Origin of the sequence: Mesorhizobium sp. WSM4313 (assembly GCF_002294725.1) — a bacterium.
In the GTDB taxonomy this organism is placed as follows: domain Bacteria; phylum Pseudomonadota; class Alphaproteobacteria; order Rhizobiales; family Rhizobiaceae; genus Mesorhizobium.
In genome coordinates this window covers 164,186-187,099 of the sequence record NZ_NSFT01000002.1, presented here as the reverse complement: position 1 = coordinate 187,099, position 22,914 = coordinate 164,186, and the positions used below count along the sequence as shown (strand labels likewise).

Genomic DNA, 22,914 nt, shown 5'->3' with positions numbered 1-22,914 from the left:
TGAAAATGACCAGATCCATGAAAGGCCTCGTCAAGGCGCTCGCTTTTGGATTAGCGGCGGCTTGCAGCGTTGCCGCCGTCTCCGGCGCGAGTGCCGAGGAGCTGTCGCTCAAGGGCAAGCGCATCGGTGTCTCCGCCATCGGCACGGACCACTATTGGGACCTGATGGCGTTCCGCGGCATCCAGGACCGCGTCAAGGAACTCGGCGGTGAAGTCATCGCGCTCGATGCCGGCCGCAAGGACCAGCAGCAGATCGCGCAGCTGCAGACGCTGATCGCCCAGAAGCCCGACGCCATCATCGAGCAGCTCGGCAACCTCGAAGTGCTGAACCCCTGGCTGCAGAAGATCCGCGACGCCGGCATTCCGCTGTTCACGGTCGACACCGCGACGCCGCACGCCATCAACAACACCACGTCGAACAACTACAATATCGGCGCCGAGATCGCGCTGCAGATGGTCGCCGACATGGGCGGCAAGGGCAATGTGCTGGTCTTCAACGGCTTCTACAGCGTGCCAGTCTGCAAGATCCGCTACGACCAGCTGAAATACGTGCTGACCTCGTTCCCGGATGTGAAGATCATCGAGCCGGAACTGCGCGACGTCATCCCGAACACGGTGCAGAGCGCCTATTCCAATGTCACCGACATGCTGACCAAGTCGCCCGAGAAGGGGTCGATCGGCGCGGTTTGGGCGTGCTGGGACGTGCCGCAGATCGGCGCCACGCAGGCGGTCGAAGCCGCCGGCCGCAACGAGGTCAAGACCTACGGAATCGACGGCAGCCCGGAAGTCATCAAGATGGTGATGGACCCGAAGTCGTCGGCCGGCGCGGTCGCGGCTCAGCAGCCCTATGAGATCGGCAAGACCTCGGTCGACAACGCCGCCGAATATCTGGCCGGCCAAAAGGTGCCGCCGTTCACTTTCGTGCCTTCGGTGCTGATCAACAAGGAAAACGCCGCCGAAAAAGGAAAGCCGTTCCTCGACGCCGCCGAGAAAGCTGGCGTTCAATAGGACGGAACGGAACGACGGGCAGCCGCGCCTATGCGGCCGCCCGTCACAGCCAACCAGGATTGACGGCCATGCAGACAGCAACAAGAGAAATTGCTGTATCGATGACGGGCATATCGAAACGGTTCGGTCCGGTGCGCGCGCTGGAAAACGCGAACCTTGAGATCGCGCGCGGCTCGATCCTCGGCCTTGTCGGCCAGAACGGCGCCGGCAAGTCGACCATTATCAAGGTGCTGGCCGGCATCATCAAGCCGGACAGCGGCACGATCGTCATCAATGGCGAGGTCATTACCTCGCTGACACCAGCGTCGGTCGAAAAGCTCGGCGTGCACTTCATCCATCAGGACAGGCTTCTGGTGCCGACCGCGACCGTCGGCGAAGCCGTCTTCCTCGGCCACGAAATCGGCCTCGGTCCATTCGTCAGCCGCCGTGCCATGGAGCGCCGCGCCGCTGATCTGTTGAAGCGCTTCTTCGGCATGGAACTGCCGCCCGGAACCCTCGTCAAGGACCTCACCACGGCGCAGCAGAAGGTGGTGCAGATCACCCGGGCGCTGGCGCAGAAGGCGTCGGTGCTGGTGCTGGACGAGCCGACGGCGGCGCTCGTAAAGCGCGAGGTCGACAGCCTGTTCGACGTGCTGCGCCGGCTGCGCGACGACGGCATCGCCGTGGTCTTCATTTCCCACTACATGCAGGAGATCGAAAAACTCTGCGACCGCGTCACCGTGATGCGCAACGGCACCGATGTCGGCACAGTCGATCCGCGCCAGACGCCGATCGACGAGATCATCGCGATGATGATTGCCCGTGATGTCGGCGAGATGTTCCCGAAGCGCTCGGTCACTTTAGGCGCGCCGGTGCTGGAGGTTTCCAACCTCCGCCTAGGCGGCAGTTTCGAGAACATCGGCTTCAATGTGCGCGCCGGCGAGATCGTCGGCCTCACCGGGCTGCTCGGCTCCGGCGCCAAGGAGATCGTCCAGTGCCTGTTCGGCCTCAAGACTGCCGATGGCGGCCAAGTCAAGGTCGAGGGCAGGGAGCTGTCGCTGTCCACGCCGGTCAAGGCCGTGCGCGATGGCATCGCCATGCTGCCGGAAGATCGCCGTGCGCATGGCGTGGCGCTTGGTCTGTCCGTGCGCGAGAACATCTCCTTGGCCAGCCTGCGCCGCTATTCGCGCAGCGGCATGGTCAGCCGTGGCGCTGAGAACCAGGCGGTGGACGGCCTGATCAAGGAACTGTCGATCAAGACACCGCATCGCGACGCGCTGGTGCGCGAGCTCTCCGGCGGCAACCAGCAGAAGGTGGCGATCGCCAAATGGCTGAGCTGCCAGTCGCGCGTCTATGTGCTGGATGAGCCGACGGTCGCCGTCGATGTCGGCGCCAAGGTCGAGATCTACAACCTGCTGAACCGGCTGGCGGGCGAGGGCGCGGCGATCCTGCTTTTGTCCTCCGACCTGCTCGAGCTGGTCGGCGTCTGCGACCGTGTCCTGGTCGTCTATCGCGGCCGGCTTGCCAGCAGCTTCTCCGGTCCCGCGATGAACAGCGACGCGCTGCTGGCGGCTTCGTCCGGCGCGCGCTCGAACACCGATGGGGTGGCCGCATGAGCGCGACTGTTCTCCACACCGAAGTCGGCGTTTCCGACGAGAAGCAGACCGCCGCAAAGAGCGCCGGCCGGCGCTTTGGCGCGCTCGTCGTGCGGCTCGGCGCGATCGCCGCCTTCGCCGCGATCATGGCCTATTTCGTCATCTTCGCGCCGGGCTTCACCTCGACCTTCAACCTGATCAACGTCGTCGAGCAGTCGGCGATTCTAGGTGTGCTCGCCTATGGCATGACGGCCGTCATCATCGGCGGCGGTTCCGATGTCACTGAAGGCGGCATAGATCTGTCGATCGCCGCCAATATGGGGCTCTGCGCCGCCGTCTACGCGACGCTCTTGTCGATGGGCTATGGCGATTTCCTTTCCGTGCTCGCGGCCATCGCCGTCGGCATGGCGGTCGGCGCGTTGAACGCCCTTGCCGTGGTCGGCCTCGGCATCCTGCCGTTGCTCGCAACGCTTGCCGTGCTCAACGTCGCAGCCGGCATGGAACTCACGCTCACCCAGAACACGGTGGTCGGCGCATCCTCCCCGCTGCTCGGCGTGCTGGTTTCGGGCAGCTTCCTCGGCGTCTCCGCGCTTGCCTGGGCGCTGATCGTCTTCTCCGCGATCATGATCGTGCTCGTTCACGGTACTTCTTTCGGTCTCAGGCTCTACGCTGTCGGCGGCCATCCCGAGGCGGCGCGCGCGGCCGGCATCAGCGTGCCCTTCTATGTCTCCTTCACCTATGTTCTAAGCGGCCTCTGCGCGGCGGTGGCGGCGATCCTCACCGTCTCGCGCCTGTCGGCCAGCACGCCCGGTTCCGGTGAGCTGCTTCTGTCGGTGCTGGCGGCGGCCTTGCTTGGCACCGTCTTTTCGCGCCGCTTCGTGCCGACCATGGGCGGCACACTGCTCAGTGTGCTGTTCATCGGCCTGCTCGCGAACGGTTTCCAGCTGCTCAACGTCTCCAGCTACTGGGTCAACGGCGTGCAGGGCGCGCTGATCCTGCTGGTGGTGGCCATCACATCCTTTGCCCGCGGTTCGGAGGGTTCGCGATGAGCGTCTCAGCCAACGACAATTCAGCCAAGGTGAGTGTGCGCGGCTTCCTCGCCAAATACAGCGTGCTCATCGCCTTCGCGGTTATCGTCATATTATTCGCCGTGGCGAGCCCGACCTTCCTGACGCCGGCCAACCTCTTCAACGTGCTGGTCAACAACGTCGTCATGCTGGCGATCGTCGCGCTGGGTCTCACCATCGTCATCTCGTCGGGTGGCATCGATCTGTCGGTCGGCGTCTCGGTCGACATGGCAAGCATGATCTTCGTCATGCTTCTGGCCGCCGGCTACGGCGGCGTCGTCGGCGTCGCGGGCGGGCTCGGCGCCGCTTTGATCGTGGGTATCCTCAACGCGATACTGATCACCAGGCTCAACATCAGCCCCTTCCTGGCGACGCTCGGCGTGCTCTTCATCGGCCAGAGCACGCAGCAGCTCGCCACCAGCGGCGGCCAGCCGATCTATCTCACAAGTGGTTATGCAGCAGACCAGTTCAACGCCATCGCCCGCACCGCTTTGTTCGGGATACCGACCCCGGTCCTCGTTCTGATCGTCCTCGTCATCGCGGTCCATGTCCTGCTGCATCGCTCAGTCTTCGGCCGTTACGTGCAGGCCATGGGCGCGCAGCCGGGCGTGGCCTGGTATTCCGGCATCCGCGTGCCGCGCGAATTGTCGATGGTGCATGTTTTGTGCGCGCTGCTCGCCGGTGTCACCGGCATCCTTCTGTCGTCGACGGTGAAGTCGTACGTGCCGCTCTCCGGCAACGCGTTCCTGCTCGATGCTATCGGCGCCACCTTCATCGGTACGACGCTGAGCCGCGAGCGCAAGCCCTCGGTCATCGGCACGCTGCTCGGCGTGCTGCTGCTCGCCATCGTCAAGAACGGGCTGCTGCTCGTCGGCTGGAATTTCTACTGGCAGCAGGTCGGCATCGGCGTGCTCGTCTTCCTGGTGCTGGCCGCGAGCTTCGGCCTGCGCCGCGCCGCCCATTGAATTCGAAAGGTTAGGTCAGCCATGCCGCAATTCGACGTCAGCTCGATCGGCTTCTACGTCCTCGACATTCTCGGGCGGCCGGTCTCGCGCATCCCCGAAGGCGGCCGGGCCGACTATATCGAGGAGATCCGCATGACCGTCGCCGGCACGGCGGGCGCGACCGGCATGGACTGCGCCATTCTCGGCCTGAAGACGCGCGCCGTCACCACGCTCGGCACCGACGATATGGGCGACTGGTTCCTCGCCAAGCTCAAGAAATACGGTCTAGAGACGAGCCTTGTCCGCCGCGACGGCAGCGTCCAGACGTCTTCCACCATCCTGCCCGTGCGGCCGAACGGCGAGCGGCCGGCTCTGCATGTGCCCGGCACCGCGACCCTGTTCGAGGTCGCCGATGCTGATCTCGATGCCGCGCTCGACGCGACCGTAGTCCATGTCGGCGGCACCGGCCTGTTGAAGCGCTTTGACGGCGAACCAACGGTACGGCTGTTGAAGCGCGCGAAGGCGCTTGGCCGCATCACCACTTTCGACCTCATCCAAGCGACGCCGGAGACCTGGAAGCTGGTCGAGCCGTGCCTTCCTTACATCGACTATTTCGTGCCCAGCATCGACGAAGCCGGCGAGATGGCGCATGACCGCGATCCGGCCCGCGTCGCCGCCTTCTTCAAGGCGAGGGGCGTCAAGAACTGCATCCTCACGCTCGGCGCCCACGGTGTGCATGTCTCGCCCGAGCATGGCGAGGATTTCCATCTGCCCGCCTTCGAGGTCGACGTGTTCGACACCACGGGCTGCGGCGATTCCTTCACCGCCGGCATCATCGTCGGCATCGTCAAGGGCTGGGACCTGAGGCAGTCCGCACGCTTTGCCAGCGCCGTCGCCGCCAAGGTGGCGATGGGGCTCGGCTCCGACGGCAAACTCGTTTCGTTCGACGACACGATCGCGGCGATGAACTCGCTCCCGGTCAAGACATCAAAGGTGGAAGCAGCATGACCATTCTCCCCGAAGCCAAGGGCAAGACGGCTCTCGTCACCGGCGCCAGCCGCGGCATCGGCAGGGCGCTCGCGAAGGGGCTAGCCGAAGCGGGCTTCGACGTCGCCATCACCGATCTGCCCTCGCAGGCGGCCGGGCTCGACGCGACCAGAGGCGAGATCGAGGCAGCCGGCCGCAAGGCCTATGTCTACACAATGGATGTCAGCAACAAGAAGGACGTCGAAGCGACGGCGCAGGCGCTGCTCGAGGCTGCCGGCAGCATCGATGTGCTGGTCAACAATGCCGGCATTCTCAAGCCCAGCCTGCTGCAGGACCTCGACGAGGCCAACTGGGACGCGCATTTCGACGTCAACGCCAAGGGCGTGCTGATGATGTGCCAGGCGGTGCTGCCGCATATGCGCGCCAGGAAGTCCGGCCGGGTGATCAACATCGCCTCTATCGCCGGCCGGCAGGGCGTGCCGACGCAGGGCCACTACGCCGCAACCAAGGCGGTGGTGATCACGCTCACCCGCGTGCTGGCGCAGGAGGTCGGCATGGACGGCGTTACCGTCAATGCCATCTGCCCCGGCATCATCCTGACCGAGATGGGCAAGAACAATCTGGGCAGCGAAGCCGCGATCCGCCATTGGGAGGATGTCGCCGCGCTGAAGCGCCTCGGCGCGCCGGAAGATATCGTCGGACCGGCGCTGTTTTTCGCTTCCGATCTCTCGGCCTTCGTCACCGGCCAGGCGCTCAACGTCGACGGCGGCATCTACTACCACTGACCACTCGCTCGGTGGCCGCGCGATCGCCAAGCCCACTTCTTGGCGCAGAGCCGCCGTTTACTCATGGAATGCTTGAGTCGGATTCGGCTCAGAACGGCTGGTTCAGCGGAAAGCTTGAGGAAGTGTCGAGGGCGTTCAAAGAGGGGAGGGATCGTCTTAACGTAGGGTTGAATTGCGCATGGAACAGCTTCAGGTCACTCTCCATCTTGGTCATTGGGTTCGTCAGACCATACGAGAGAGTACGAGGGAAAAAGGTTGGCGGGCCAGCCGCTAACGTATTGATTTTCCCGTTTGTTCTCACGCCCTCCGAGCCTACCACACTATGCCTACATCTACTGTTCTCGCTGAATTTTTGAGAGTCGATTCATATCATGGATTCGAACCCTCTCGTTTGAAGAAGCTCGAAGTGTCTTTTGGCATTTCGAAGGGGCGTCGCATTCGGTGAAATCGGCGTGCTTCTGATTCAGATGGAGTCTAACGTTGAGCTACCATAGCCCATTTAGACAATTAACGTTGCCTCTCAACTGAAACGGCTGGCGCGGAAGGCCGCGAGCATTGGGTGCGGGTTGCCTGAGACAATCTCACGGGCAAGCAACTCTCCGACAATCAGTCCAAGCGTGGCGCCACTGTGGCTGAAGGCAACGTGGAGACCAGGAATGGTCTCGAGCTCTCCAAGCACCGGCTCGCCGTCGCCGGGGATAGGCTTCGGGCCGACGGCGTAGGCGGCGAGCTGGAGCCGCGGATTGCCATCGAGCACTGCACTGGCTTCGTCGAGTAGCCCTCGGATGGTCTTGTCGTGCACGGTGTAAGTGCCATCCGAGTTAGCCACCACTTGTTCCTCCGACCATGCAGAATCCAAAACAAGTGCACCGTCCGGCGTCGGACGCACCGCAACACGCGGCGTATTCAGCACGGCACGGAGGGCTGTCTTGATCGGTTTGGTCTTTAGGAGCAATGAAATCGGCGTGGCGTCGGGGACATAGATGTCGATCTCGGCAAGCATGGCAGGCGTCGCCGGTCCAACAGCAAGCAGCACCGAACCCGCCTCGATCGGCGCATCGCCGGCAATGACGACGCCACGTGCGCGGCCGCCTGTGGTGTCTATCCGCACACGTCCGGCATCCTGGATAAGCTTGCCTCCACGAGCGCGAAATTCGATGAGCAGAAGATCGATCAGAGAAGGCAAGTCGACCCATCCTTCGCCAGGATTGAAGATGGCGCCCTGTGGACTGATCGCACCGGCATTGACGCCGGGCGTCACGGCGGCCACTTCCGCCGGGCTGAGCAACAGGGCGTCATAGCCGATGTTCTGCTCCAGCTGGCAGATCGAGACGATCTGGTTTTTGTCCTCATCCGCATCCCAAGTCAGGCCGCCGTCAAAGCGGAGCCACGATGCCGTTTCCGGCTTTGTGGCGGCCAGCGTGCGATAGCGATCGATGCCGGCCATCCTTAATCGGTGATAGGCAGTGTTGGCGCGCCGCGCCGAGTTCAGCCAGGAGAGTGAACGGCCCGAAGCCCCTTTGGTGGGCGCTCCATCGTTCACGATCGTCACGTCGAGGCCAAGACGAGCAAGATGCAGGGCGGAGGAGACACCAAAGATGCCTGCGCCGACGACGATCACCTTGCGCGGCTTTGGGGATGTGGTCATGGGAAGTTCTTTCTGCGCTGAAGAGGAATGGGGGAGGCCGAGATTGGGCGAAGAACGGTAGACCTAGTAGTCCTTCAGCTTCTTCATGTAGCGCCGGCCCTCAAGCATCGGCCGGTCGCGCAGATCGGCCAGCTTGTAGGCAAACCGCCACAGAGTGTCGAAGAAGACCAGAGGCACGAGATAAGGCTTGATCCGATCTACCATGCCCGTGAGATCGAGTTCCGTCGCGTCGAGCAGCAGGATGTTCCCACGGCTGCCATATTTGAAAAGGAAGTCGCGCGCGCGCTCAGTGAGGCGCCGTGTCTCGTCCAGGCCCAGCATCACGATGAAGCCGGCATCCTCGTCTACCACCTCGAAAGGACCATGGAAGAACTCGTTGGCATGTATGGCCTGCGAGTCGTACCACTGCATCTCCATTAAAACGCAGATAGCGTACGAATAGGCTGCGCCGTAGCTGGCGCCGCTGGCGAGAGTGTAGATTGCATCACGCGGCGCAAAGCGGGGTGCAAAGGTCTGAAAGCGGTCGTCAAAGGTTTGGTGCGCACGATCGATCGCCGGCTGGAGATGGCGGAGGCTGATCAGCAGGTCGGCGGTCAATCCGGCATTCTCTCGCTCATCGATCAGGCCAGCGAGCACCATGTAGAGCACTCCGTAGTTGCTGTAGGCTGAATCGATTGTTTTGCCCGTCGTATAAGAAGCCTGGTAGGCGATCGAGTGATCGACCGCACGAGCAAGCGGCGATGCTTGGTCGAGTGTCATGCCGATCGTCATGGCGCCTCGATCACGGGCATGGTCGGCTGCGCGCACCGTCTCCTTGGTGGTTCCGGTCTGGGAGCAAAGGACAACGAGCGTATCGGGCCCCAAGCGCCGCGGATCACGGCAGACGAACTCATCCGCATTGTAGATGTCACAGGCCATCGTGCCGCTGTGACGGTCGACGAAGTATTTTCCTGCCATCATGATCGAGAGCGAGCCGCCGCACGCTACGAGAAATAGATGCGAAAACCGCTTGCCCGCTGTAGCGGCCAGAGCGCGTTCTACATCGGCGGGCAGTGCGGAAATCATCGGTATCCTCGTCTCGTTGGAAAGCTTGAGGCTGGTGCACAATTGACAAACAGCAGCCATTTGTGTGAACGTTCTCATATCCATAAACCGAAAGTTTCGCCATGGTCAAGATTGCCGCGATGGGTGATAACGTTGTCGATTGCTATCTTGCCCGGGGCGAGATGTATCCTGGCGGCAACTGTCTCAATGTGTCGGTCTATGTCAGCCGCTTCGGGGGGCAGTCGGCATATGTCGGAGCGATCGGCAGAGACCGCGCCGGGGACCTGATCCAGGCCGCGCTGTCATCGGAGCGTGTGGACATCAGCCAGCTCCGCCGCCTAGACGGGCCCACCGCATACTGCGTCGTAGGTCACCGCGACGCCGATCGGATTTTCCTGACCTTCGATCTCGGTGTGTCGATGTTCACGCCTAACCGGCAAGATCTCGATTTTCTCTCGGGCTTTCAGGCCGCCCACATCGGTCAGTCTAGCGGGCTCGATGCATGGGTGCCGAAGATTTCCACTAAGTCTCTGGTGTCTTACGATTTTTCGACACGGCGAGACCCGGAGCATCGCTATTCGATCGGACGCCACTGCTATCTGGCCTCAGTGTCGGGTGACGGTCTCGATGACGAGCAATCGGACGCAATCGCATCCGAATTGCTTGCGTGCGGTTCCAAATGGGTTTTGGTCACTCGCGGACGGGCCGGTGCGCTGCTTCGCAGCCATTCCTTCTCCTACCGCACGCCGGCTCGGCTGGTCGAACCGATCGATACATTGGGCGCGGGCGACACATTCATTGCCAGAACGCTATTCGGCTTGCTTCGCCGGGAGGCGCCTGAGGACATCCTCGGCCAAGCCGCGGAGGCAGCGGCCGCTACGTGCCAGTATTTTGGGGCGGTCGGTCATGCGGCGGTGATCGATTTAGGCGCGATCACGTCCGAAATCCTCCTCCGAGCACGGCGCCTACAAGACGAAACGGTATAGTTGCCGGATTCTCCGGGAGAATTGACCCAAAGAATTTGCGGTGCTAACGTGAGAACGTTCTCATCATGAATTAGGCACCGTCTGAGAGCGTCGGTCCATGGATGAGAGCTCAAGTGGGGTTGCAAGCCGACTACGGCTATCAATGAGAGGAGAAGACATGCAAACGAATTCGAGCAGACGTCGGCTGATCAAATGTGGTCTGGCCGCGACCGTTGCGCTGGTAACCGGGTTTGGAACTTTGGTCGCGTCAACGCAGTCAAAGGCGGCCGGCAATCCCTACAACCTCATTGATCCTTCGGTAATCAGTGTTGGGACCATGGGCGATGCAAAACCTTACGTCTTCACCGACGCCAATGGCAATTTCACTGGATTCGACGCGGAATTGTTCCGTGACGTGGCCCGCCGGCTCGGTTTCAAGGACGAGCAGGTCGTTTTCACCGGCCAGGAATTCTCGGCGCTGCTGCCCTCCGTTGCCAGCGGCCGTTTCGATGTGGCCGTGGCCGCCATCGGCACGACCGCGGAGCGCAAGAAGACGGTGGATTTCAGTGACGGCTACCTCGCTGGTTACCTGTCGATCATCTCGGCCGATCCGGCACTGACCAGCAATGAGAGCACCGCCGGAAAGCGCATCGGCGTGATCCAGGGAACCCTGCAGGAGATCTATGCCGAGAAGAACCTGAAGGGTGACATCGTCAAATTTCCCGACAACAACACCGCGGTAGCTGCACTGAACAACGGAACGATCGATGGCCACTTCACCGACTATGAATCGGCCAAGCAGTATGTCGAGCGCTATAAAAACGTGAAGATAACGATGAACGTGCCATCCTTCGATGCGCCGGCCGGATTCGTGGTCAAGAAAGGCAATGACGCGTTTCGGGAGGCCCTGAACAAAGCACTGCACGAGGCCATGGACGACGGCACCTGGAAGCGGCTGCACGAGAAATGGTTTCCGGGCACTCCGATGCCGGATCAATATTTGCCCAAGAAGTAAATTGGCGCCTATTCATTGTCGCATTCCGGCCGGGTCCCGTGAGCAGCGGAGCCCGGTCGAACTACAGAAGGGCCTGATATGAGCTGGTTCGATACCTTCTCGCGCAGCTTCCTCGATTTCCAGGCCATGGCGGAAGTTCTGCCGAACATGGTCATGGTCGGCCTCAAGAACACCCTGATCCTGGCCCTTGCCTCGACATTCTTCGGCACGCTGATAGGAATCGTGCTGGCCATCATGGGGATATCCGACAACCCTGTCCTCAAACTCCTGGCGCGCGTCTACACCGATATTTTCCGCGGGCTTCCCGCCATCGTCACCATTCTGATCATTGGCCAAGGCTTTGCCCGGCTGGGCCGAGAGCTGTTCGGTCCGTCGCCTTATCCGCTGGGCATTCTAGCGCTGAGCCTGATTGCTGGTGCCTACATAGGAGAAATCTTCCGCGCCGGCATTCAGAGCGTCGAGCGCGGACAACTCGACGCCACGCGCACGCTCGGCATGACATACGGCCAAGGCATGAGGCTGGTCGTCATTCCCCAAGGTATCCGCCGCGTGCTGCCGGCGCTGGTCAACCAGTTCATCGGCAACGTCAAAGATTCCAGTCTTGTCTACTTTCTCGGTCTTCTCGCTTCGGAGCGCGAACTGTTCCGGGTTGGGCAGGATCAGGCCGTTCTGACCGGCAACCTCTCGCCGCTTTTGCTGGCCGGCATGTTCTACCTGGTGATCACCGTACCCTTGACTCACCTTGTCAACTATATCGATGCGCGCATGCGCATCGGAAAGCGTATCGTGGCTGTGCAAAGCGGGCTTAAGGAAGTCGCCGAGCTTGCCGACGCGGGCGCGCTGGACGTTGCAAAGCCATCCGTTGCAACGTCCACGCCCTTCAAGGGCGGCAGCATTGAAATCAAAAACGTCGATATGGCCTATGGCAACCTTCAGGTCCTGCATGACGTCAGTCTGAAAGTAGAGCCAGGGACTGTCACCTGCCTCATCGGACCATCCGGGTCGGGCAAATCAACGTTGCTTCGATGCCTGAACCGGCTCGTCGAGTGTCGCGCGGGGGACATTCTGCTCGATGGCGAAAGCATTCACCAGTCTACCCCCGACCAGCTTCGCCGCCGCGTTGGCATGGTTTTCCAGCAGTTCAACCTGTTTCCCGACCGCAGCGCGCTTGCCAACATTACTTTGGCACTGCGCAAGGTCAAAGGCATGTCACGTGAAAAGGCCGACAGCGTGGCCAAAGCAAGATTGCAGGAGGTCGGGTTGCTGGAGCGCAAGGACCACCGGCCGGCCAATCTTTCGGGTGGACAACAGCAGCGGGTGGCAATCGCGAGGGCACTGGCGCTCGAACCTGAAGTCATGCTCTTCGACGAGGTTACCAGCGCTCTGGATCCAGAACTTGTGAAAGGCGTCTTGAATTTGATGGCCGACTTGGGACAACGAGGCATGACCATGGTCGTCGTTACGCACGAGATGAATTTCGCTCGCAAGGTCGCGAACCAGGTTGTGTTCATGGACGAGGGCCGGATCGTCGAAGCAGGGCGGCCGCAGGATATTTTCGACAATCCGCAGAGCCCACGCCTTCGGCGCTTTCTGTCCGAGGTGCTATGACTGCAATGGTGTGCGCAACTTCCGGTGATGCGGTTTTCGGCCTTGCGGGACAGGGTCTGCTGCCGCTAGCTCGTCTCTTCACGATGCACCCACGGGCGGCAAGGCTTGCTGAGTGACTCCGAGATCATCGAAGAACCCAACCATCATCGAGGTCGCTCGCCGGGCCGGGGTGAGTTCCGCCACCGCAGGGCGCGTACTTGGTGACTACGGCTACAGCAGCCCCGAAGTTCAGGAGAAAGTGCGCGCCGCCGCAGCCGCGCTGGGCTACCGCCCCAACCGCCTGGCCAAAGGTTTGATTACCGGCAAGACACAGACCATCGGAGTTGTAGTCGGCGACATCGAAAGCCCATTCTATGCGAGCGTGCTGCGCGGAATAGGGGACGTCGCGCGTAGCGGAGGCTTCGGCGTCATCGTTACGAACAGTGACGAAAATGCCGAACTCGAGCGAGAGGCGGTTCAGCTGCTGTTGGAAAAGCAGGTTGACGGGCTAATCGTCTCGTCGACCTTTGTTGATGAGCCGGACCATCTGCGGGAGGCTGTCGCAGCCCACTGTCCCGTCGTGCAGTTCGATCGCATCACTGCCGGCCTGGAAACCGATTCGGTCGTGGTCGACAACGTCTCTGCAACGCGCAGCAGCATCGCGACGATGATCGAGGCCGGTCATAACCGCATTGCCATACTGGCCGAACTCGGACCCGGCCAGCGCGACGATGTCGGCTCCTTTGTGGCAAATACCGATCTCTCCAGCTCTGATGTTCGATATCATCATCCGAGCTGGCAGAGGCTGTTGGGCTACTTGGAGGCCCATCGCGCCGCAGGCGTCGAGCCTGACATACGGTTGATACGCCGCGTGGCGGTCTACTCCAGCGAGGCAGCCCGGAAGGAAGCGCTCGATCTGTTGACAATGCGCAATCCGCCGTCCGCACTGTTTACCGCCGACGGCGTGATGTCGACGGGCGTTTTGGAGGCGACCTCCGCGTTGAAGCTCGCAATCCCTGAAGACGTTTCGCTGCTTTGCTTCGACGATCTCGACTGGATGCAATTCGTGGCCCAAGGTATCACCGCCATAGCGCAGCCAGCGCATTTGATTGGAGCGGCGGCGGCCGAACTCCTCTTGAAGAGGCTGGTGGAGGCCACGAGACCCCTGGAGCACCGTGTTCTGTCGGCCCATCTTGTGGAACGCAATTCGATCTCAATTCGTACCGACCGGTAATCGTTCTTTCCAGAGAGGCGCTGAGGCATTATATGCCGGCGGTTTCGAGCGGCAGCGGCTCGTGGCCGAGGCGGCCGCGCTGCTGGTCGAGCCTGAACCAGCGGTGGAACTACGCTTCGTCGTGCGGTTTACGCGACATGTGCCGACCGGCGCGAAGCGACCCCGCTCCTGAGGGCCTGCTTGTCCCACCCGACTCTTTCGTCAAGCGGACGCAATGCGATCGAGTCGGCACCCCCCGGTGGCCTTCTTCGATACCATCGGTCATGCGCAGACCGCCTTACCGCCTCTCATGCAACGCATGTTCACTCTGAACTGCGCCTACGTCTGCTGGCCGCCCTGTTGGACACTCACGACGACCGAAGCGTGACGAAAGAAACCAAACGAGACCGCACCGTTCGCTTGGAATCGGTATGCCGATGCACGAGTTTGAATTTCTTATGAAAATCGGCAAGCTCAATCGATCGGAGCACTGTCTCTGATCGAAAAGGACGATAGCGACCCTGCCAAGATTTATTCTGATCTCGCCAGCAGGCGGACTCCACGTTCGTAAGCTTTTTCGGGACTATTTGACGTCGCCGCGATGAGCATTTGCCGGCTGGGCGGCGGCATCCGCCGCGGCGAGAATGAGGCGGGCTTAGCTGACGTTCATGCGGTTCGGCGCGCTTCCTGGCACGGCTCAGATCGCTGACATCATTCTGGGCGCGAGACCATACGGAACGAAACGGGAAGATTTCAGGTGGTGTTCGATCGTCAGTGGGTTTTTCGGGCGTTCGATATTCGTCTCCCTGGCGAGCCGATCTCCCGAATACACTTTATGGCCATAGCTGGAGCCCGCCACCGTCAGATAATTTCGCGAGTTTGGAAGCGGGCGACGTGCCGGCATTTCACGTCGGAAAGGGCCATTTATCAGATCTCCTTTGGCTGTCTCAATACCATCAGAATGTCCATTAGCAACGGAATACCATTTCCACCCGCCGTTGGACCAAATGCGCTCGAAACGGCCCAACCGCGCTCAAATTCGCGAACTGACCCGAAAAGACCAACAATTTCAGCCGTTTGCAGAGGCTGCGGCGTAGAAGCTTCAGCGAAAGGGACTATCAGGAGAAGTGCCCTTCCCGAGAGATGGGTGACAGTTCATTCTGGATAGATGGGTTACACTTTTGGCCCTTTGCAAGGAGAGCAAGGTGCCTTGGAAGGAGTGTAACGTCACGGACGAGCGGCTTAGTTCGTGACCCGTCTGCTGGACGGAGAGAAGATGGCGGTCCAAAAAGGCGGCTTCGAGCATTGGCTTCTCGTCCGCCGCAAGCGATCGACATCCGGAGAAAAAGCCTACTACCTGGTCTTCGCCCCGCCCGGTTCCTCCTTGGCCGAATTGGCGGCAGTGGCCGGCCTGCGCTGGGCGGTCGAGGAGTGCTTTGAGCGCGCCAAGGATGATCTCGGACTTGATCATTGCGAGGCTCGGTCCTGGCACGGATGGCATCGCCACATGAGCCTATGCATGACCGCCCTGGCGTTCCTGTCCAAACTATCGGCCGATCTTCGCCGCAGCGCATGGAGCAAACCGAACGAAACGAGTCCAAAGGGTCAATCGCCGCCTGATTCGGATGACTGCGCTCGTTCCGAGCGTCCCCGAGATCCGCTATCTCCTCGCCCGGATCCTCATCTTCCCACCGACACAAAAGCCCTTCATCATCGCCTGGTCGCTGTGGCGACGACGACATCAGGCCGCGGCATCCATCTGTCACTACAAACGGCGCGGATATCCGCAACTGTAGTGTTAATGCCCAAGATCGAGGATCTGGCCGGCTGCATTGCTACCTTGTTCGGGTGGACGGGGTCATGTCGCTGTCGTACGCCCTCCACGGCCGAGTACCGCCTCGCTATACTGAAAAGACCACCCGCGTCGCGGTGTCCTGAAGACATCCCGTTGCGCCAGAAACTTGATACATCGCCATCGGTCGAAACTCGCCTTTTTTGGGTAATCGGCAAGGCAATACCCATAGCCACCAGGGGCGAACTCATTTGAGCCCTCCAGCTCTGATCCAGGGCGGCAATCTTTAACAGGGAGACAACGCAGCCGACCAGCTTCTTCCCGACACGCACCGAGGTCTACGCTCATGGCGAAAAAACCGGCGCCCTTACCCAGGTCGAAATTCGGGGCCGGAATGGACATGTCCCGCAGTTGCACCTCGTAGTACCGTCAAGGCATCGGCGCCGTGCCGCGCCGCTCGAGCGCGGTCTTGCGGATGATTTCCGCGATCTCCGGGCTGCTGCCGCATAGCATCTGGAAATCCGACGAGTGCAGCGATAGCAGTGAGACCGCCGTTGCGGCGCTGACGGTCGCCATACGCGGTTCGCCGCTGATCAGCGCCATCTCGCCGAAGAAGGCGCCAGGGCCAAGCTCCACCAGATTCGGTGTTGCGACGCTGACGCGCCCCTCCACGACGAAGAACATCTGGTCACCGCTCTCGCCATTGCGGCAGATCACGGCGCCCGCCGGCACGGTGCGAGGTCTTAACGCGCGCACGATCTCGACCAGCACGGCCGGTCCGAGCTTCTGAAACAACGGCACGGCGGCGACCAATTGCCAATTACGGACAAAGTCCCCGCGACGGACTTCTTGATAGAAGCCGGTGGCAAGAATGCCTGCCCAGAGGGCGAAGATGCCGATGCCACTCATCATGACAGCCCCAGCAAGGACACGGCCAGCGAAGCTTTGCGGAATAGCGTCGCCATAGCCGGTGGTGGACAGCGTGACCACCGCCCACCACATTGCCTGGGGGATGCTGCCGAACTTTTCCGGTTGGATATCGCGCTCGATGACATAGCCCGCGAGAGCGACACCGAACAGAACGACGCCGAAGAGCGTGGTAACGCCGATCAGGTTGCGCGCTTCGTTGGCCAGCACCCTGCCCAGCACCGGGAAGAAAGTCGAGTCGCGCAGCGGTTTCAGGAGCCAGACAGCACAGTAGAGGCTCCGGTCGGGCGTGCCAACGAGCAGAAATGCGGCGAGTGGAACCAAGACCGCGAGCACATCGATGGCGATTGCCGGCGTCCTGTCCCTAACGTCTCCCGCCTGGCGCTTGAGCAGCGTCGCGGCCATTTGCAGGAGATAGGCGCCCCAAATGACAGCGAGCACCACAGCCAGAGCCAGCCTGCTTCGTCCGGACATGTCCGGTATCGTGAGCCCAGCCACCGCCAGAAGCCCAGGCGCAGCCAGCACCGCGTTGAGCGGCGCGTAAATTCTTACAAAAGGCAGTACCGACATTTCTATGCCCGCGAGTGGCTGCTGCCCTCCAAAATAGGATGCCTTCGAGGCAAGCGTAAAGGTGCCTAGAGCCGCCACATTCGCACGCGACCTGTGCCACGCAATTCCGTTTCCCCGAGCGGCTCGCAAGCAAATTCCGGCCCAAGCAATTGATGAGTCGCATCCGAAATACGGATTTCATCGGGCTCTGCGGCTTTTTGAATGCGCGCGGCGAGATTGACGGTGTCGCCCCACAGGTCATAGACGAACCGCCTTTTGCCGATGACGCCCGCGACGATTGGCCCTGAGTGAATTCCAATTCTAAGGCTTAGCGGTTCTCCTGCGAAGCGCTCGCACCTGGCCGCCTCCCGCAGCTCGAGCGCATAATGTGCAAGGGCGTGCGCGTGATCTGGTCGCGCGACGGGCAGGCCAGCGACCGCCATGACGCAATCGCCGATGGTCTTGATCTTTTCGCAGCCATGCTGTTCCGAGAGCAGATCCGCAGCCCTGAAGAAGTAATTCAAGATAGCGAGCGTCGTCGTGGCTCCGACGCTCCGCGCTCTTTCCGTAAAACCGACGATGTCGGCAAAGAGCACACTGACCTCCGCGTGGTTGTCTGCAATTTGCTCGTCCGCCTTCAGCCGCTCCGCGATCGAGGCCGGAAGAATGTTAAGGAGCAGGGATTCGGCGCGCCGGTACTCGCGCGACAAACCCTCCTGGCTCTCCCTCAATGCCTCATTCGTCGATTGCAGCTTCGCATTGAGTTGACGCTCCCTCTCCTGCAGAAGCGTCATTTCGTATGCCTTCTGCTGAAGCCGCTGCTGGTGGTCGCGTTCGGGCGTGGCGTCGAGAAAGACCAGCCACACCGAGTCGCCATCGCCAAAGAAGTGAAGGTCCGCGACATGCCCGCCGGGCAGTTCCATCATGGGCATATGGAATGGAAGCTCGGGGCAAGGCAGCAGCCCTTCCATGAATTCAAGCTGCTGGGCAACGGACTCGCCGAGGCGAAGCGACGAGAGCCCGTAAAAGTCGAGATTGCCGCCCTTGGCTTCTATGCATTGCCGGGTATCGATCATCAGATAAGCTGCGAAGCGCTCATTCGAGAAGAAGTCGTATATCCAGCTTCTGACTTCTTTCGGCAAACTGGACATGGTCTAGTTGGCGACCATCGAAGCAAGCTGACGAAACGCATCGTCGACATGTTCGCCCGAAAGCGCGCTCGTCAGATAGATCTGCCATCCACGTTGCTTGAGTTCGTCGATCTCGCCCTCCGGTACCGCCCACCGATCAGTCAGGTCGGACTTGTTGAACAGCAATATGAACGGCATGGCGCCGAATTCGGCCTCGCACCGTTCGCGCAGCGTGAGCGCCACCGCAAGAGTGGCTGGCCGGGTTCCATCGGCGACCAGCACGAGCCCGGTCGCGCCTCGCACATAGCTGACGCGGAACGAGCCGATATCGTCTTCGCCGGCCAGATCCCACAAGATCAGGTCCACTGTCTTGTCCGGAAACGCGACGCTCTTCTTGTCGATCTTGACGCCGACCGTGGTCAGGTAGTTTTCCGAGAAGATGCTTTGGACGAACCTGCGCACCAAGCTGGTCTTGCCGACGGCGAACCCGCCCAACATGCAGATCTTTTTTTGCAGCATCCTGGGCTCCGCGCTACTCTAGGTTCACCGTAACCGAAACCCGGCGATTGGTGGAGTTCCCAGTTCGGCTATTTTCATTTTCGGGCACCGCCGGCTCGAAGGTGCCGGCGCCCCGAACCTGCAGGAGTTCCGGAGCGACGCCGCGCTTGTTGAGAAGCGCGCGAACTGTCTCGGCGCGGGCGGCGCTGATCGACGCGTTGGCCGTCTCGCGACCCGTTATGTCCGAATGGCCGGTCAACATGAACCGCGCCGTCACGCCTGCCTTGTGGGCATTTTCTGCGAATTCCTTCAGCTGATCAGCCAGTCTGTCGAGCACCGGCGTCTGCTCCGGTCCCGGGACAACTCTACCGGAAGAGAAGAAAATATCGGTCGTCTGGATGGCCTCTCTCAACTGATTAAGCTCTGCAAGGTTTAGCTCGCTCAGCTGCGAGACATCCAGAACCACTCCGTCCGCCGAAAGTTGGTCGGCGGCGGCCCGCGCTCGGCCGATCCAGCCGGCAGGTGCCTCGCCCACAACGACGATGCGACCCTGGACGATCGAAAGCCGAACCGATTTCGGCGGGGACAGCGACGCCGTCAGCCGCTTCACCACGAACTTCGGATCAAGACTCTGATAGAATTGCCACTGTGAATGAACGCGAGCGGGATCGACCTGTGTTCCGGACAGCAGAGCTTTTGGGTCGACGGCAAGAGGATCTCTCAGACCGGAAATGTAGAAATCTCCGCCCCTCGCCGATTGCTGAGCGACGATGATTCCCGGTTCAGCCTCAAGTCGCGACACATAATACTGCCAATGCTCCGCCGCGCGTGCATCGGGGCTCACATCACGAACCTTGGAGATGTCGAACTCCGGCCCGCCTTCTGACAGCTGTCTTGCCGCTGCGCGCGCCCGATCTATCCAGGTGTCGGGAGCCTCACCCTCGGCAACAATGCGACCTTTGACGATTGAAAGTCGCACTTTATCCATCGGATACAGCGACGCCGTTAGCCGCTTCAAGACGAACTGCGGCTCAAGGCTCTGATAGAATTGCCAGCTGGCATGAACGCGCGCGGGATCGACCTGCGTCCCGGACAGCAGCGACTGCGGGTCGACGGCAAGCGGGTCTCTCAGGCCGGCAATATAGAATTGGCCATCGCGCACATTCTGTTGGGCGACGATGATGCCGGGCTGCGCCTCCAGGCGCGACACATAGGCCTGCCAGCGCTCCTCGGGGCTTACATCACGGACCCCGGAAATGTCGAAGACCGGGCCGCCGGCTGAAAGCTGCTGGGCGGCCGCGCGCGCCCGGTTGATCCACGCGGTGGTGGCTACGCCCGCGGCAACGATGCGATCATTGACGACTGAAAGCCGCACCGAATCCGGCGGAGCAAGCGAGGCCGTCAGCCGTTTAAGCACGAACTGCGGCTCAAGGCTCTGGTAGAATTGCCAGCTTGCATGAACACGCGCGGGATCGACCTGCGTTCCCGCCAACAGCGACCTTGGGTCGGCGGCAAGCGGGTCTCTCAGACCTGTAATGTAGAATTGGCCGTCGCGCACGTTGTGATCGGCGACGATGATGCCAGGCTGGGTCTCCAGTTGCGACACGTAGGCCTGCCAGCGCTCCTCGGCGCTCACATCGCTGACCCCGGAAATGTCGAAGACTGGGCCGCCTGCCGAAAGCTGCTGGGCAGCGGCCCGCGCCCGGTCGATCCACGTGGTGGTCGCCTCGCCCTCGGCGACGATGCGATCATCGACGACCGAGAGTCTTACCGAATCCGGCGGCGCCAGCGACGCCGACAGCCGCTTCAGCACGAATTCCGGCTCGATGCTCTGATAGAAGTGCCAGTTTGAATGAACGCGGGCGGGATCGACCTCCGTTCCCGGCAGCAGCGACTGTGGGTCCGCGGCGAGCGGGTCTCTCAGGCCGGCGACATAGAACTCGCCGCCACGGATTTTTTGGTCCGAAACGACGATGCCCGGTTGGGCTGCCAGCCGCGACAGGTAGGTCTGCCAGCGGTGTGCGGATTGCCAGGACAGAAAGAACCAGCCGCCCCCCACGATCAATGCCAGCAGGACCGCCGTCACCACCAGCCACGGAAATCCCTCTTTCGTATCTATGTGCTGCAGCTCGACGCAGGTCTGCAACTGCGTCTCCACGCCGGGCAACTGGGAACTATCGCCGTCGAACCGCTCCAGGGCTCGCGAGGATTCTTGATGGATGCGAAGCAGTACGTCGCGGATGACTTCATGCAGTTCCTCCGGAGGATTTCCCCGGATCACCGCAACCAGGGTCGCAAACTGTCCGACTTCCGACCAGAGGCGAAGTTCCCCAAACCGGATGGTGTCGAGGCCGCTGTTTTCCTTCTCTTTGAAAGAGTCCTTCACAAAATCCTGGATGGCGCTCAGCATCGAGGAAATCAGTTGAGGGTCTTCGCTGGTTGCGTCTTGGGATGTTACATGCGCAATCAGGAGCCCAGAAGCGCGACTGATGAGAAAGACATGTTCCACGCGATAGATAAGAGAATGCTTGAGAACAACTGCCGAGAAGCTTGTCCCCGTTCGCCAGGCTTCAAACCTCCACTTCAACCCATGCCAAGTGAATATATGCCTCAGAGACTCATTCAACGACTGGAAGGTCTGGTCGATCTTTTCGCCGATCGACTTGCGAATGGCCGGCAGAAAAACCGGATACAATATATCGGTCAGCGTGTTCGGGTTCTTTTGGATGGACCGCTGCGCGGCTCTCTCGACGGCCGGGGCAAGGGCCTCGCCGAGTTGCGCATGGGACGCGCGCGCCGTTGCTTCGGGCAGAACGTTTCCCACCGCGGCGGCAAGCTGCTCGGGTTCGTCGAGCAGGTGCGTAACGCGTGACAGCTCCGAGATCTCGCCGCCGACGAGCAGTTGGCGGAGTCTTTCAAGCCGATGATCGGCGGCCGGAACGCCTTCGTAAAGGGCACGGTTGTCGGGATCGACGTTCCGGGCAATTTCCACCAAAAGGCGGGCCAAAGCCTCGCGATCAATACCGGTATCGTTCGAAGCTTGTCTTTGAGATAGGCTGATTGGTTCGACGCTCGACGTCAAGTTCCGATCAACTCACTTTCCAGCCACGCTCCGAATTGCCCTTGCTGCCGACGGGATCCTGGTTGAGACATTTCGCGACCTCGACGAACAGGCCGGCCAGAAGATTCCGGTCAGTCTTGACGTTGCTGAGATCGGAAAAGATCTTCTCCATCAGCATTTGAGCGCTTTCGTTCTTCTGCTTGATTTCCTCGCGCAGCAAATGGTCGCTTCTGCTCATGCGATCCGCGAATTCACGCTCGAGCTCGCTCAATTGGTCCGACAAGGCGCGCACCTGCTTTTCGAGCGCCTGGTTTTGATCGCGAAGATTGCGGTCGATCTCCTTGTCGGCCTCGGCGCGCGCATCCTTTTCGTTGCGCAACTGCGTCGCCAGCGAGTCGACCTGCTTCTTGGCATTCGACTCGTAGGTTTCAAGATTGCGCTTGGTTTCGGACTCGACATCCTTGAAGCGTTGCAGGAACCGCTCTTCAAGCTTGGAGAAACGGCGGTCGTAGTCCTGCATCTGATTGCCGAACAAAAGATCGCGTATCTTGTCGACACCTGGAGCATCACCGCCGGCCCCGCCCTCGCGAGCCTGGGAGGCCATGAAGTTCAGCCCGTTTCCCTCTGCATTACCTATCAGATTTGCGTCCGCTTTACTTGCCGAAGAAGCGGCACTCGAAGATTCCTTCGCCATTTCTGTGCCCCAATTACCCACTGCAACATTAGGAGATGGTAAACTATGTCAGACAAATACCAAGCCCGCAAGACGGAATCCGTTGGTTTGACCCAGCCGAACGCCACGTCACCGACGTGGCAATGGAAGTTGGAGCGATTCCATCTTAAAAGCGGCCGCGACTTATCAGCGATCAAGCCGGCAGGCGCGGGGTCGTCGAAGCAGTGTGACGGTCCGCAATCTCTGCGCTCACGGGCGTTCAACCGCAAGGCGATCAACCGCGTAACGACGGCGGCAGCGCTCAGGGCCGGCAGCCAAAGATGGAAAATCGGGGATGATCAATACGAGCGAATGGTGCAGGTTCTTCATGATCCGTGGCAAGCGGGCAACTGAGCGGGTGCGGCTCCCGCTTCAGCATATGGACCCCTTGAGGAATACAAATTGAAAA

The 22,914-nt window shown here is 60.9% G+C and carries 19 protein-coding genes; 12 read left to right on the top strand and 7 right to left on the bottom strand.

The window, feature by feature from the left end; all coding sequences use genetic code 11:
• Positions 1-5: 5 nt before the first annotated feature.
• The 6 genes from CK219_RS05660 (at position 6) to CK219_RS05635 (ending at position 6,364) form a co-directional block, all read left to right on the top strand.
• Entirely contained in the window at positions 6-1,007 is a 1,002-nt protein-coding gene (locus CK219_RS05660; protein ID WP_210199991.1) for a sugar ABC transporter substrate-binding protein, read from the top strand.
• A 101-nt stretch (positions 1,008-1,108) separates the two neighbouring features.
• On the top strand, positions 1,109-2,602 hold the full coding sequence (locus CK219_RS05655) for a sugar ABC transporter ATP-binding protein (RefSeq protein WP_095765787.1): 1,494 nt from the start codon (positions 1,109-1,111) through the stop codon (positions 2,600-2,602).
• Positions 2,599-3,630 carry an ABC transporter permease gene (locus tag CK219_RS05650; protein WP_095765786.1) on the top strand — a complete coding sequence of 344 codons (1,032 nt, stop codon included), beginning with the start codon at positions 2,599-2,601 and terminating at the stop codon, positions 3,628-3,630. Before CK219_RS05655 ends, CK219_RS05650 begins: the two co-directional genes overlap by 4 nt.
• Positions 3,627-4,613, top strand: coding sequence for an ABC transporter permease (locus tag CK219_RS05645; RefSeq protein WP_095765785.1), 987 nt, complete (start codon positions 3,627-3,629; stop codon positions 4,611-4,613). The genes CK219_RS05650 and CK219_RS05645 overlap by 4 nt, the downstream gene beginning before the upstream one ends.
• A 21-nt stretch (positions 4,614-4,634) precedes the next feature.
• Entirely contained in the window at positions 4,635-5,600 is a 966-nt protein-coding gene (locus CK219_RS05640; RefSeq protein WP_095765784.1) for a sugar kinase, read from the top strand.
• Positions 5,597-6,364 carry an SDR family NAD(P)-dependent oxidoreductase gene (locus CK219_RS05635; RefSeq protein ID WP_095765783.1) on the top strand — a complete coding sequence of 256 codons (768 nt, stop codon included), beginning with the start codon at positions 5,597-5,599 and terminating at the stop codon, positions 6,362-6,364. The genes CK219_RS05640 and CK219_RS05635 overlap by 4 nt, the downstream gene beginning before the upstream one ends.
• A 520-nt stretch (positions 6,365-6,884) precedes the next feature.
• On the opposite strand, the gene CK219_RS05630 is transcribed toward CK219_RS05635, so the two are convergent.
• The gene (locus CK219_RS05630) at positions 6,885-8,012 is read right to left on the bottom strand and encodes an FAD-binding oxidoreductase (protein ID WP_095765782.1); all 1,128 of its coding nucleotides are present in this window, start codon (positions 8,010-8,012) and stop codon (positions 6,885-6,887) included.
• Positions 8,013-8,075: 63 nt separating this feature from the next.
• Positions 8,076-9,077 (bottom strand): SIS domain-containing protein, encoded by a 1,002-nt coding sequence (locus tag CK219_RS05625; protein ID WP_095765781.1) that lies wholly within the window; start codon positions 9,075-9,077, stop codon positions 8,076-8,078.
• Between the two features lie 101 nt (positions 9,078-9,178).
• On the opposite strand from CK219_RS05625, the gene CK219_RS05620 reads away from it, so the two are divergent.
• From CK219_RS05620 to CK219_RS31950, 5 genes are all read left to right on the top strand, one after another.
• On the top strand, positions 9,179-10,042 hold the full coding sequence (locus tag CK219_RS05620) for a PfkB family carbohydrate kinase (RefSeq protein WP_095765780.1): 864 nt from the start codon (positions 9,179-9,181) through the stop codon (positions 10,040-10,042).
• A 157-nt stretch (positions 10,043-10,199) separates the two neighbouring features.
• Complete coding sequence (locus tag CK219_RS05615) at positions 10,200-11,036, top strand: ABC transporter substrate-binding protein (protein ID WP_095765779.1); 837 nt, start codon at positions 10,200-10,202, stop codon at positions 11,034-11,036.
• A 78-nt stretch (positions 11,037-11,114) separates the two neighbouring features.
• Positions 11,115-12,644 (top strand): amino acid ABC transporter permease/ATP-binding protein, encoded by a 1,530-nt coding sequence (locus CK219_RS32550; RefSeq protein WP_095765778.1) that lies wholly within the window; start codon positions 11,115-11,117, stop codon positions 12,642-12,644.
• A 112-nt stretch (positions 12,645-12,756) separates the two neighbouring features.
• The gene (locus CK219_RS05605) at positions 12,757-13,857 is read left to right on the top strand and encodes a LacI family DNA-binding transcriptional regulator (protein ID WP_095765777.1); all 1,101 of its coding nucleotides are present in this window, start codon (positions 12,757-12,759) and stop codon (positions 13,855-13,857) included.
• Between the two features lie 1,228 nt (positions 13,858-15,085).
• A complete protein-coding gene (locus tag CK219_RS31950; protein ID WP_210199990.1) occupies positions 15,086-15,883 on the top strand; it encodes a transposase in 798 nt (265 codons plus the stop codon).
• Between the two features lie 174 nt (positions 15,884-16,057).
• Here CK219_RS31950 and CK219_RS05595 read toward each other — a convergent pair whose 3' ends face one another.
• The 5 genes from CK219_RS05595 to CK219_RS05575 all read right to left on the bottom strand — a co-directional run bounded on the left by CK219_RS05595 (position 16,058) and on the right by CK219_RS05575 (position 22,508).
• A complete protein-coding gene (locus tag CK219_RS05595; protein WP_095765776.1) occupies positions 16,058-17,125 on the bottom strand; it encodes a cyclic nucleotide-gated potassium channel in 1,068 nt (355 codons plus the stop codon).
• A 65-nt stretch (positions 17,126-17,190) separates the two neighbouring features.
• Positions 17,191-18,255, bottom strand: a complete 1,065-nt coding sequence (locus CK219_RS05590) for an adenylate/guanylate cyclase domain-containing protein (protein ID WP_095765775.1) — start codon at positions 18,253-18,255, stop codon at positions 17,191-17,193.
• 3 nt (positions 18,256-18,258) lie between these two features.
• Positions 18,259-18,753, bottom strand: a complete 495-nt coding sequence (locus tag CK219_RS05585; RefSeq protein WP_095765774.1) for a Rab family GTPase — start codon at positions 18,751-18,753, stop codon at positions 18,259-18,261.
• A gap of 13 nt (positions 18,754-18,766) precedes the next feature.
• Positions 18,767-21,814, bottom strand: coding sequence for an OmpA family protein (locus CK219_RS05580; protein WP_095765773.1), 3,048 nt, complete (start codon positions 21,812-21,814; stop codon positions 18,767-18,769).
• A 7-nt stretch (positions 21,815-21,821) separates the two neighbouring features.
• Positions 21,822-22,508: a hypothetical protein gene (locus tag CK219_RS05575; protein ID WP_224545057.1), complete on the bottom strand. Its 687-nt coding sequence runs from the start codon at positions 22,506-22,508 to the stop codon at positions 21,822-21,824.
• A 24-nt stretch (positions 22,509-22,532) separates the two neighbouring features.
• On the opposite strand from CK219_RS05575, the gene CK219_RS05570 reads away from it, so the two are divergent.
• Complete coding sequence (locus tag CK219_RS05570; protein ID WP_095765771.1) at positions 22,533-22,859, top strand: hypothetical protein; 327 nt, start codon at positions 22,533-22,535, stop codon at positions 22,857-22,859.
• Positions 22,860-22,914 lie beyond the last annotated feature (55 nt).

Coding starts and splice junctions, on each gene's coding strand:
- CK219_RS05645 (WP_095765785.1), top strand. CDS start 3,627: ATGAGCGTCTCAGCCAACGACAATTCAGCCAAGGTGAGTGTGCGCGGC.
- CK219_RS05655 (WP_095765787.1), top strand. CDS start 1,109: ATGACGGGCATATCGAAACGGTTCGGTCCGGTGCGCGCGCTGGAAAAC.
- CK219_RS05570 (WP_095765771.1), top strand. CDS start 22,533: ATGTCAGACAAATACCAAGCCCGCAAGACGGAATCCGTTGGTTTGACC.
- CK219_RS05660 (WP_210199991.1), top strand. CDS start 6: ATGACCAGATCCATGAAAGGCCTCGTCAAGGCGCTCGCTTTTGGATTA.
- CK219_RS05635 (WP_095765783.1), top strand. CDS start 5,597: ATGACCATTCTCCCCGAAGCCAAGGGCAAGACGGCTCTCGTCACCGGC.
- CK219_RS05590 (WP_095765775.1), bottom strand. CDS start 18,255: ATGTCCAGTTTGCCGAAAGAAGTCAGAAGCTGGATATACGACTTCTTC.
- CK219_RS05585 (WP_095765774.1), bottom strand. CDS start 18,753: ATGCTGCAAAAAAAGATCTGCATGTTGGGCGGGTTCGCCGTCGGCAAG.
- CK219_RS05620 (WP_095765780.1), top strand. CDS start 9,179: ATGGTCAAGATTGCCGCGATGGGTGATAACGTTGTCGATTGCTATCTT.
- CK219_RS05615 (WP_095765779.1), top strand. CDS start 10,200: ATGCAAACGAATTCGAGCAGACGTCGGCTGATCAAATGTGGTCTGGCC.
- CK219_RS05650 (WP_095765786.1), top strand. CDS start 2,599: ATGAGCGCGACTGTTCTCCACACCGAAGTCGGCGTTTCCGACGAGAAG.
- CK219_RS05625 (WP_095765781.1), bottom strand. CDS start 9,077: ATGATTTCCGCACTGCCCGCCGATGTAGAACGCGCTCTGGCCGCTACA.
- CK219_RS05640 (WP_095765784.1), top strand. CDS start 4,635: ATGCCGCAATTCGACGTCAGCTCGATCGGCTTCTACGTCCTCGACATT.
- CK219_RS32550 (WP_095765778.1), top strand. CDS start 11,115: ATGAGCTGGTTCGATACCTTCTCGCGCAGCTTCCTCGATTTCCAGGCC.
- CK219_RS05595 (WP_095765776.1), bottom strand. CDS start 17,125: ATGTCGGTACTGCCTTTTGTAAGAATTTACGCGCCGCTCAACGCGGTG.
- CK219_RS05630 (WP_095765782.1), bottom strand. CDS start 8,012: ATGACCACATCCCCAAAGCCGCGCAAGGTGATCGTCGTCGGCGCAGGC.